The organism is Kitasatospora sp. NPDC059327 (assembly GCF_042752535.1).
Classification (GTDB): Bacteria; Actinomycetota; Actinomycetes; order Streptomycetales; family Streptomycetaceae; genus Kitasatospora.
The window spans coordinates 1-10,217 of record NZ_JBHYYB010000178.1 but is presented as its reverse complement, the minus strand read 5'-3'; the positions used below and the strand labels follow the sequence as shown (position 1 = coordinate 10,217).

Below are 10,217 nucleotides of genomic sequence, written 5' to 3'. Positions count from 1 at the left end.
CCTGGACCAAGACCGCCGACGAGATCCTCAACTCCCTCGCCGACTACCTCACCAAAATCAACCCGCCGACCACTGAAACCTGACGCAGACTTAGAGCTGACATTTCAGGTGCAGGACACTAGGAGCCCAGCCTGCGGGCCCTCGTGCCGCGCCCGCCCTACGGCACCAGGGCGGGCGCGGCCGCGCGGTGGATCAGGTCGGTGCGGCCGCGCACCGGGATACCGCGGTACTCCTCCGTCCAGTACTGCAGCATCCCGCCGGCCAGTGACCCCGCCCAGGCTGGGGCACTGTGGCCCTGGCAGCCGGCCAGGCCCGTCAGTTGGTCGGCGGTGCGCACCAGCAGCCCGCCGCCCGTGAGGTAGCCCAGGGCTTCGAGGTGCGCGCGCAGTCGGTGGCCGGCGTCGTGGGCCTGGTGCCCGGGACGGGCGGCGCGGCCGGGCTCCGGCCACAGGCACCGGATCGTGTCATCGAGGAGACCGGGCAGCGTGGCGTCGTCGGGGCCGGCGCCGGCGAGGCGGGCCGTGAGGTCACGGGCGGCGATGTGCGTGGCCAGGTGGGCGAGGCCGACGGCGACGGCCCGGTCGTCGGTGGGCGCTCCCAGGCGCCGACCCAGGAGGAGCGCCGCGCGTCCGGCCCGGGCGGGGAAATCGGGGTGGTAGGCCGCGGTCAGCAGGTAGGCGCGGCGGGCGGAGCGGTCGGCGCTGTAGGCCGAGGGGCGGGCCCAAGCGGCGGCGGGTTCCCAGCCGCCGGCCGGGGAGCCGGGACCGGTCAGGTCGGGGCCGGCGAGGTGGGCGGAGAACAGATCGGCGGGGTGCTGCTCGGTGACGGGCATGGCGCTCCTTCGCGGTGCGGGCACAGGCGGCCCGCGGCCCGGAATCCGTGTCCGAGACCGCCGGCGACCTCCGCAACCGCGGAGAGGATGGAGCGGGCCGACGCGGCCTGCGCTGACGCGAAGAGCGCTCCGGAACGAAGCGACGGGGCGGGCGTCGGCGTACGGGCCCCGCTGACCGCGATTGTGCCACCCGCCGGACCCGCACCGCACCCGAACGCGCAACCTCAGGTTGTCATACCAAGCAACCCAGGGTTGCGCATCGGTGCAACCTAGGGTTGCATATGGGGTGTCGGGGCAGCCACCCCGACACCCCGGGCCCCGGATTGGACGGGACCCATGACGCTGGAGCGTACCCATGACCGGCACCGTCCGTGTGGTGAACAGCAGCTACGAGCGCGGCGACCTGGACCCCGAGAGCGCGGAGCGCGTCCTGGAGGCCATCGCCGCCGGCCACCGCCTGCGCCTGAGCACCGCCAACAACCGTCACGGCCAGGAGGAGTTCCGGCTGGCCCTGGTGGAGTACGTCGACCCGCCGACAGGCGCCACCCGGTACGCGGTCACGCACGAGCGTCCCGAGGGCCGCGAGACGAAGGACAGCGACGACGTCGCCGCCGCCTGGGCCGAGTACGAGGAGCAGGCCCGGATGATGGACGAGCACGGGCACTGGGACGCCACCGACGTCGCAGGCCTGGTGAGCGCCGGCTACAGCTACCGCATGGAAGTCAGCGACGACGAAGGCGCCACCTGGCTGCTGAAGGAGGAGGGCGAGGGGACCCTCTCCTCCGACGTCGACCCCGACGCCGACTTCGAGAGCGTGGCCGCCGCCCGGGCCGAGGACGAGCGGTGGTCGATCGAGCGCGACAACGAGCTCGCCGCCCTGCGCGAGGCCGTCCCCGACAGCCACATCCCCTCGACGCCCACCTACAGCGCCCTGCGGGTGACCATCCACCAGGACGGCGAAGTCGTCGCCGAGCACCGCGTCGACTTCGACCCGGTGATCCTCACCCCCGACCAGATCGCCGCCCACCGGCAGACCCTGCGCCGCCTCGACGAGGAACCCGACCTCGACTACCCCGACCTCGACCTCTACTGACCCCCGCCGACTCCGGCGCACCCGGCGCCGGGGCCCGCCCCACCACCTTCCTGGAGCCCGTCATGATGTCCGTCCTGCCCGACCGTCTCGCCGAAGATCTAGAAGACCGTGATCCGCTGCGCCGCTACCGCGCCGCCGACAACGCCATCACCGCCGCCGTCAGCTTCCTGGAGGAGATCAAGGCCCAGGCACTGCGCGACCTGGCCGCCGGCCCCGCCGGAATGGGCGGCGCCGCCCGGGAGATCGGCGACGTCAGCCGCCAGGCCCTCACCAAGTGGCTGGACCGCCGGGCCGCCGCCACCCCCACCCGCGCAGAGCCCGCCCCACAGGAGCAGCCCGCCCTCCACTTCTCCAGTGCCGAGACCGCCGGGGACGCGCTGCTGGACTGGCGACTGGCCCAGGAGGAGGTCGACGACCGCCGCGACGTCCTGGTCCTGGGCGCGCTCGCCGCCGGCGTCGACCCCATCACCGTCTACCGCACCAGCGGCATCCCCCTTGAGGTCATCCACCGGCTGCGCCCGGACGACATCGAGGTCGGCGTCGACCTGCACGCGCAGTTCGACCTGCTGGAGGACTGCGCACGGGCGCTGACCGCGCACGCCGAGGACCTCGCCGCCACCACCACGACCGCGCCGGAGCAGGCCGCGGGCCGCCTGTGGTCGTGCGCCGCACACTCCTTCACCCGCAACCTCGCCCCGCTCGCGCTGGTCCCGCCGACGCCCGCCGCCGTGGCCGAGTCCCGCGACCGCTACCAGGCGGCGTTGCACGCCCACGTCCAGGCCCTGCGCGAGCGGCACCCGGACGTGACGGACGACCAGATCGACGAGCTGGTCCACGATGCCCTGCCGGCCGACGTCACGGCGCTGGAGAAGGAGTACTTCGCCGCGAACCAGCAGTTCCAGGACAGCGTGGAGGACGACGAGACCCCGCCTACGCACCTGGCCCAGCTCAACGGCGACGCCTGGCTCGCCCAGCAGATCACCCAGCTGCGCCGTCAAGCCGCCGCCGGCCAGCGCTCCGGCGGCATCTCGGACAGCCCCGAGGTGGACGCCGCCATGGCCGAGGCGTACACCCGGATCGCGGACGCCTACACCCACCTGCGCGCCACCGGCACCGTCCCCGCCCTGCCCCCGGTGAAGGCGGCCGGCCGGTGAGCGCCACCCAGCTCGCCGACCTCGACGAGGACACGCACCCCTACACCGAGCTGTGCGCCGTCCTCGACCGCGCGGCCAGGGCCAACCGACAGCCCCGCTACCAGCCGGCGACGCTGATCCTCACGGCCGTCCACGGCACGACCAACCTTGCCGACCCCGCACGCAGGGGCCTCGCCCGCGCCACCCGGGAGCGGATCGCGCACGTCGTCCCGCGGCAGAACGGGACGGCCTCCGAGGGGGTGCGCCGGCTGGCAGCCGCCCTCATCACCCAGTGGGCCCTGCAACGCGCCCTCACCCACCCGGCCCTCGACACGTTCAGCGACCTGCACGGCGCGATCCGCGGCATCATCGTGAACACCACCCCGAACCCCAACCGGCACGTCGACCTCGTCAGGGCCTGCGGCCGCCTCCAGCGGGCCGTACACACCCACAAACACGACCTGCGAACAGCTCGCCTCGACTCCCTGCTGACGACGCTGTGCGCCTACAGCCGCGCCGGCGTCGAGCAGGTCGACACCAGCCTGGTGATCCGACACGCCAAAACCATCTACCGCACCGACCGCGGCCGAGGCCTCACACCGGCCCTGCAGACCGTCGTCGGCTTCCACACCCTGCCCCTGGAGCACACACCAACGCGCACCACTGAAGCCGTGCCCCCGCCGGCCCGCCCCGCCACGGCGGCCGCCCGATGAGCGCCCTCACGCGGGAGAAGCGGGACATGTCGCCGCTGCGCCGCTCCCTGGTCGTCACCGACCCGGTGCATCTGGGTGCGATGAGGGCCGTCGTCGGGGTCACGGGGCCCGTCGATCGGTTCGGTGGCCACGTTCGGCCGGGCGAGGCCACCACCTGGCGGCTGGCCTGCCTCGGCTGGTGGCTCGCCGCCCGCTCGCCGCTCTCCGTCGCGCGCCGGGAGGTCCTGCCCAGCCTCGCGTTCCAGCTCAGTGTCCAGTGGCTCGCCGCCGCCGCAGAGCCCGCCGGCCTGTCCGGGCGGATCCTGGAGATCGGTGCCGCCCACCGGCTGGGGCGGTCGGACGCCGCTCGTGCCTCGCGCCGCCGCGCGGCCGTGAACCTTCGTGGGGACCCGGCGTTCGCCGGTCTGCCTCCCGCGCACCCGCTGGCCGCCGCGTTGGAGATGCTCACCCGGACCGACCGTCAAGACGTGCTCGCGCTCGTGTACGGGCACGCCGTCGCCCGTACCTACCGCGGGGCCGCCAACCGGCACCCGTTCGACACCGACCGGCGGGAACGGTGGGCACGGGCCTGGTCCTCCCTCGCGGCCGAACGCGGCTTCACCTGGTCGGACCGGGCCGATCCGGCGGACGAGCCCGTCAACGGGCCCGACGTGAACCTCCGGCTGCCGTGGGAGCGCAGTGGCTCGGGCCCCTACATCCCCGGTCCCGCGGAGGCCGCCGACGGGGACGCCCTGGTGGCCGACATCGCCGAAGACGACTTCGCCGACGCCACCTGACACCGGCTTGAGCCACGCCGGCGCCGAGTCCGGGCACCCCGTCATCCACCGTACGACGCAGGAACGGCCGTGGACCGCTCCCTCCGGGCAGCGGGACCAAGAGGGACCTCGAACGGCCTCACCCCGCGAACCGGGCTCGCCCAGGGCGACCCTGACGCGTTCGTCTCGCCCCCCGCCCCCCGCCGCCCGCCCCCGGCCGGGGGGCGGGCGGCCCGAAGTCCGGTGCCGGTGAGCGTCAGCCCTTCTGGCCGAGGACGCGGGCGGCCACCGGGCCGGCGTGCCGGTTGACCAGCTCGACCAGCGTCTCCAACGCCAAGGTGGCGTCCAACGCGAGCTCCGGTCCAGACAGCGTCGTCGGGACATGGAGATCGGCCTCGGGGAGGGTGAGCCGCACCGTGGTGCTGGTCAGCACCGCGACCTTGCCCCGCACGACCTCGGGCATCTGGTGGCCCTGGAACTCCTCGTCGAACGAGAAGCGCTCGCGCTGCCAGTCCTGTCAGTCGTACGGCCACCGGTCCGCGCCCGCGAGGTGCCCGTGGGACATCGGCACGGGCACCTCGACCACCATGGCGCCCTCGTAGTCGTCCAGGTACACCCGCACGGAGGCGAGGTCGGGGCGGGTCTGTACGAACCCGGGGTACATCACCGGGCCGGTGGCGATCTGCCACGCCTCGCCGCCGAAGCGCACCGGGTCGAGGTCCTTCTGGTCGCGCCAGCAGTTGAAGGCCGAGGCCTTCTGAAGGACGTAGTCGGCGTACCGGGAGCCACCGGCGTGGTCGGCGTTCTGGCGGTCGTAGCGGTGGTTGACGCAGACGAGGGTGGTGGGGGACCAGGCGGGCATGCGGGTACCTCTGGTGGTGGTGCGGGCGGCCGGAGCCGGGCGCGGCTCGACGGCGGGGGCGGAGCCGGCGGCCTGCGCGGCACGCAACAGCTCGGTGTACGGGGTCTCGGGATTCTCCTGCTGCGCCGCGCGGGCGAGCTTGGCGGCGGTGGAGCGGTTCTTCTTCGGTGACACGGGGCTCTTCGATCCTGGCGGGTCTCCCACGCACCCCGCCGGAGAAGGCGATTGTGTCCATCTACACGGGAACCCTTGAGTCCCTGGCCGTCGGAGACGCCCGGACACCCCCGGGTGGGCGGGGATCGGGCAGCGACAGGTGGCAGTGAGTGTCCAGCCAATAAGGCACCGTACACCCCAGTCGCACCCCCTGGTAGGCGATTCCCGGTCAAAGAAGCGACGTGTCGTTCGCGGGTTCTGACGTGTCGCTCGGCCGCTATGCCGCAGCCTGCAGTCGGGTCTGCTCATCAGCCCTGTGAGGGATTCCGGTGCGAGCCGGCGCCGCGCGAGCGCGGCGTGCCCCCGTGTGCCCTCAGGAGGTAGTTGGTGGAGAGCGTGTTGACCCGAGACCTGATCTCGTCGGCGATGGAGTCGATCGAGCGGGCGGTTAGCGGCGGAGAACCGGATCCGGTGGTACTGAACCTCCCGGACGACCTGCCGCGCGCACGCGGTCGGACGGTGGAGTGGGAGCCACTGGTGGCGCTCGCGGTGGCCGGACACATCTGCCGGTACTGGTCCCAGGGCCTGGGGCCGCGCGGCCCGTTCGAGATCGAGGACGGCGAGGCAGCGGCCGGCTGGGCTACCCTGCGCTCGCCCGGGAACGGCAGGCTCGTGTCCCGGCGGTTGCAAGCCGGCGGGGGCCGGTGGGCGGAGCACGGGATCCGGGTGGTGGAGCTCTGCGGGCACCAGGGGTGCGGGGAGCGCGCGCCGGCCGGACCTGGGTCGCGCTGCCCCCAGCATTTCGACGACCCGAGCCCGGCCGGCGGACCGGGCACGCACTGGGCCGAGATCGCGGCGCGGGCTTGGGCGGACCGATACGGGGCCGACGGCGCCGAGCACCCGAGGCGGGTGGACGACCGGCGGGCGTCGTTGGTGACGGCGGCGGTCGCCGCGGGCATGACCGAAGAGGACCTGGCCGCCGCGGCCGGCCTCAGAGGCGATGTCGTCGACGAGATCCTGCGCCCACGGCCGCGGCCGCAAGATGACGGCGACCAGTACGACGGTCCGCTGTGACGAGGGCTCACCACACCGGACCGCCCGGGCGCTACCGCCTACCCCACCGGCTCGAACAGGGGTGTTCGGGCCGGGGTCCCGGATCCCGAGCATGGGGCTGGCTGGTTGGCGCCGTTCTCGGGTGAGCTCCAGAGCGAGCGGCGCGGACGGCTCCCAGCCACGGCCGGCGAGGACCTGCACCGCCCAGTCCCGCGCGTTGCTCGGCGCGAGGCCCCGCAGCGGTGGCCGCAGTACCTCCGCCTCGGCGCCGACGCCGTCGATCTCCAAGTACCAGCGTGCGCGCCGGACCTTGGTCTCCACCAGGAGCCTGGCCGCGACGCGGTACGCCTCACGCACCGTGGCCTCGACTCTGCTGACTTCCTTCGCGGAGGCGCTGGCCTTCTTACGGAAGAGCAGGGTGTCGGTGGGCAGGTCGGCCGGGTCGACGTCGAAGAAGGAGGGCGGGGTGCCGGTGGCGGCGGCGATCCGCTCGATGACGTCCGCGGTGGCGGAGCGTGTTCCCTTTTGCATCTGCGAGATCAGCGGCTGTGAGATGCCCGCTGCGGCGGCAAGCTCCCCCTGGGTGAGGCCCATGAGGAGCCTCAGCGTTCGCACGCGTTCGGTGGGGTCATGCACCACTGCTCTCGCCTTCCTCGCGCTGGTCCTCGTCTGTGAGTGGGTGGGGTGGTGTCAGCAGGGCGGTCAGCAGCGTGCTGATCGAGGGGAATGGGTCGCTGAACTCGGCTTCTCCTTGAACAGGCCACAGACCCCGGCTGTCATGAGGTGACCATCTCGCTGTCATGACGCGCTGATTCGGCGTAGCACACCAGGCCCGTGGCTGACACGAGGATGCTCGTTCCTGTGCGGCCGGCCCCGGTGGGGGAGTGGGCTGGTACCCATGACCGCTGCACCTGTGCCCGTGTCGCCCGATCCCGTCCCGAGGACTGCTCCAGCGCCCGGGCCGCAGGACCCGCTGGTGTCCCGGTCGCGGGAGCGGGCGCTCACCCGCCAGGTGGTGGTCCAGCGGCTGCTCGCGGTGGACGAGGCCGGGCAGTTGTCGTCGGTGCATGTGCGGATCGCTGCCGAGACAGCCGGAGTGTCGGTGCGCACGGTCTGGAACTGGCTGGCCATCGCCCGGCGGTCGGGTCGTGTGGAACGGGTTCCGCGCCGCAGCGGCTTCGCGGTCACGGATGAGTTCTGGGCCAGGCTTTCCGAGCTGGGCGGGAACGTGGCGGCGCTGCACCGGGAGCTGACCGGACAGGCGGCGTGCGCTCCGGGACAGGTGCCGGCGGGCCCGGTGCCGTCGCTGGGGACGCTGCACCGGGCAGTCCGGCGGGAGCGGCAGGCCGGACGCGTTCTGCAGGGCGTCCGCCCCGGACGCGGCCGAGTGGATCCAGCGCTATACGACCGCGCACTCGCACAGCTGGCGCTGCCCGGCACCGTCGACGAGGCCGGTCAGGCCCCGTCCTCCATCGAACCCGCTCCTCCCACCACACCATCCGACGGCTCCGCGGGGGCCGTGCCGCTGGGGGCGCAGTTGTACGTGCCGGGCGCTCACGTGGTGATGACGCGCCAGCTCGGCGAGGTCAGCGAGGCACTCGCGCACACGGTCGCCGCGCGCCAGATCGCCTGTGTCTACGGGGACGCAGGCCAGGGCAAGACCATCGCGGTCCACCAGGCCCTGCGCCTGCTGCCGCGCCGCGTGCCCGTCCGCCAGGCACAGGTGGCGGTGAAACCGGCCCTGCCACAACTGCGCGCCGCTCTGCTGAGCGCGTTCGGCCTGCCGGCCACCGCGCTGACGAACCGCACGGACGCCGCCGACCGCGCGCTCATCGAGGCCTTCACCACCCCCGGCGTGCTCCTGATCGACGACGTCCAGCGCATCGCCACCCCCGAGCTCGACTACCTGCGCCTGCTGGCCGACGCCCCGACCACCCAGATGTCGCTGGTGCTGTGCGGCGCCAGCGCCGAACGCACCCTCGCCCGATCCCCGGCACTGGCTTCCCGGGTGCTGACCTGGCAGCACATCCCCCGCCTGGACCCCTCCCAGATCCCGGCCGTGCTGCGCCTGTTCCACCCGCTGTGGCACACCGCGACCGACACCGACCTGCTGCACGCGGACGAGACCTGCGCGCGGGGGAACTTCCGGACCTGGGCGAAGATCACCTCCCACGCCTACGCCGTCCTGGCCAACACCCCGGCACCGGCGCGGACCGCGCGCTCCTGGCCCGGGCCTGCGCCCGCCTCGGCCCCAACCCCTGACCCCGCCGCCTCGCCAGCCGCCACCGCACACGGGAAGGAACCCGGTGAACACCCCCACCCCCACCACCGCCCCCGACAGCGCCTCTGCCGACGCGCCTGTGCCGTCCAGGGCCGAATCCGCCCTGGACGCGGTGTCGTTGAAGGTGCTGCGCGCTCCCGCCGTACACCGCCTGCTCGCCCTGCGCACCGAGGGCGCTCTCACCCGCGCGCACGTCCGCACCACGGCGCAGTGCCTGGCGGTCTCCGACCGCACCGTGTGGCGGTGGCTTGCCGAGGCCGCCACCGCACCCGCCACCACCCACGTCCCCGGGGAACGCCATGTGGACAGGTTCGAGATCACCCCCGAGATCCGGGTGCTGCTGGCCTACTGGCGCGGCAACGCCTCGGCCGCGGCCTTCGCTCCGGCCGCCTTGCTCGACGACGCCCTCCGGAGCCTCGGTGCCGGCTGCGGCCCGGGCGAGTGCGGGGCCGTCTCCGTGCCGGGCGATCGGCCGGGTGCTGCCGGAGCCTCGCCTTCCGGCGCGCCGGGCCAGGCCACGGGCTGAAGGGCGGCGGTCAGCCGGCCTGCGGCCAGGGTCGCGGCGGCGTCGGGATCGGCGAGGGTGGCACTCAGCGTGCCGTCCAGGTCGGCGACGGCGCCCGTGCCGAGCAGGTGCCCGGCCGCCGCCGCGTCCTGGACCGCCCGCGCCGTCAGGGCCCGCACCAGCTGCCGGCGCTGTTCGACGAGTTCGCGCAGCCGCTCTCCGGCGAGGTGCTCCTGGGCGTCGCGCGGTCGCGGCGTCGAGGAGCAGGTGCTGGACACGGGCAGGGCGCATGTGGGTGTCCTTCGATGGGTTCGGCGCCACGCTACCGGCCGCGGTCCCGGGCGCTCCCGAGGCGGTTGTGGATCGCGCCGATGGTCCGCAGCACGTCCTCCCAGTGCCGCAGGAACTGAACTGCGGCAGAACCTCATTGGCCGTCACAAACTGCCCTTCAGCTTGTGATTCATCCGGTTCGTCGTGGTTCGGTGCCGACATCCGGGCGTTCAACGCGTGCACGGAACCATGGCCACATGTCCCTGGCCGGTGCCCAGGAGCGGGTGTCTGATGTGAGTGAACTCCTTGCCTGGGCCCAGGAAGCCCTTGATATCCACTGACTCGGCCGACGGAGCAACCCAGGGCTGATTGTGCTTCTGCTTAACACGTGCCGCCGGATCGTCCGCCGCTCCGATGGCCGGGAGGTACAGCAGAGCGCACTCCCGGCCGCTTCCGCAGCTGCTTTCCCGCTCATCAACGCTCGCGTTCTTCCCATCCACCTTTCGAGGGGACCCGCCATGCGTATTCGTCCTACCCGTGACCAGGTCTGGCCCGAGGACAGCTCCG

General features: G+C 73.3%; 9 protein-coding genes and 2 pseudogenes. 7 read left to right on the top strand and 4 right to left on the bottom strand.

Annotated elements, in window-relative coordinates:
• Positions 1-157 precede the first annotated feature (157 nt).
• A complete protein-coding gene (locus tag ACFXHB_RS43300) occupies positions 158-832 on the bottom strand; it encodes a hypothetical protein (protein WP_380582496.1) in 675 nt (224 codons plus the stop codon).
• 355 nt (positions 833-1,187) lie between these two features.
• Here ACFXHB_RS43300 and ACFXHB_RS43295 point away from each other — a divergent pair, with 355 nt between their 5' ends.
• The 4 genes from ACFXHB_RS43295 (at position 1,188) to ACFXHB_RS43280 (ending at position 4,547) form a co-directional block, all read left to right on the top strand.
• The gene (locus ACFXHB_RS43295; RefSeq protein WP_380582494.1) at positions 1,188-1,925 is read left to right on the top strand and encodes a hypothetical protein; all 738 of its coding nucleotides are present in this window, start codon (positions 1,188-1,190) and stop codon (positions 1,923-1,925) included.
• A 62-nt stretch (positions 1,926-1,987) separates the two neighbouring features.
• A complete protein-coding gene (locus tag ACFXHB_RS43290; RefSeq protein ID WP_380582492.1) occupies positions 1,988-3,079 on the top strand; it encodes a hypothetical protein in 1,092 nt (363 codons plus the stop codon).
• Positions 3,076-3,771: a hypothetical protein gene (locus tag ACFXHB_RS43285; protein ID WP_380582490.1), complete on the top strand. Its 696-nt coding sequence runs from the start codon at positions 3,076-3,078 to the stop codon at positions 3,769-3,771. The genes ACFXHB_RS43290 and ACFXHB_RS43285 overlap by 4 nt, the downstream gene beginning before the upstream one ends.
• A complete protein-coding gene (locus ACFXHB_RS43280; RefSeq protein ID WP_380582488.1) occupies positions 3,768-4,547 on the top strand; it encodes a hypothetical protein in 780 nt (259 codons plus the stop codon). The genes ACFXHB_RS43285 and ACFXHB_RS43280 overlap by 4 nt, the downstream gene beginning before the upstream one ends.
• Positions 4,548-4,782: 235 nt before the next feature.
• Here ACFXHB_RS43280 and ACFXHB_RS43275 read toward each other — a convergent pair whose 3' ends face one another.
• Both ACFXHB_RS43275 and ACFXHB_RS43270 read right to left on the bottom strand, forming a co-directional pair.
• Positions 4,783-4,989: a hypothetical protein gene (locus ACFXHB_RS43275; RefSeq protein WP_380582486.1), complete on the bottom strand. Its 207-nt coding sequence runs from the start codon at positions 4,987-4,989 to the stop codon at positions 4,783-4,785.
• A 54-nt stretch (positions 4,990-5,043) separates the two neighbouring features.
• The gene (locus ACFXHB_RS43270) at positions 5,044-5,562 is read right to left on the bottom strand and encodes a hypothetical protein (RefSeq protein WP_380582502.1); all 519 of its coding nucleotides are present in this window, start codon (positions 5,560-5,562) and stop codon (positions 5,044-5,046) included.
• A gap of 378 nt (positions 5,563-5,940) precedes the next feature.
• Between ACFXHB_RS43270 and ACFXHB_RS43265 the strand changes: the two genes are divergently transcribed.
• Positions 5,941-6,615 carry a hypothetical protein gene (locus tag ACFXHB_RS43265; protein ID WP_380582500.1) on the top strand — a complete coding sequence of 225 codons (675 nt, stop codon included), beginning with the start codon at positions 5,941-5,943 and terminating at the stop codon, positions 6,613-6,615.
• 441 nt (positions 6,616-7,056) lie between these two features.
• On the opposite strand, the pseudogene ACFXHB_RS43260 reads toward ACFXHB_RS43265, so the two are convergent.
• A pseudogene (locus ACFXHB_RS43260) lies at positions 7,057-7,209 on the bottom strand (helix-turn-helix domain-containing protein); the annotation flags it as partial.
• A 283-nt stretch (positions 7,210-7,492) separates the two neighbouring features.
• Here ACFXHB_RS43260 and ACFXHB_RS43255 point away from each other — a divergent pair.
• Both ACFXHB_RS43255 and ACFXHB_RS43250 read left to right on the top strand, forming a co-directional pair.
• Positions 7,493-8,500 (top strand): annotated as a pseudogene (locus ACFXHB_RS43255) (AAA family ATPase); the annotation flags it as partial.
• A 400-nt stretch (positions 8,501-8,900) separates the two neighbouring features.
• Entirely contained in the window at positions 8,901-9,401 is a 501-nt protein-coding gene (locus ACFXHB_RS43250) for a hypothetical protein (protein WP_380582498.1), read from the top strand.
• Positions 9,402-10,217 lie beyond the last annotated feature (816 nt).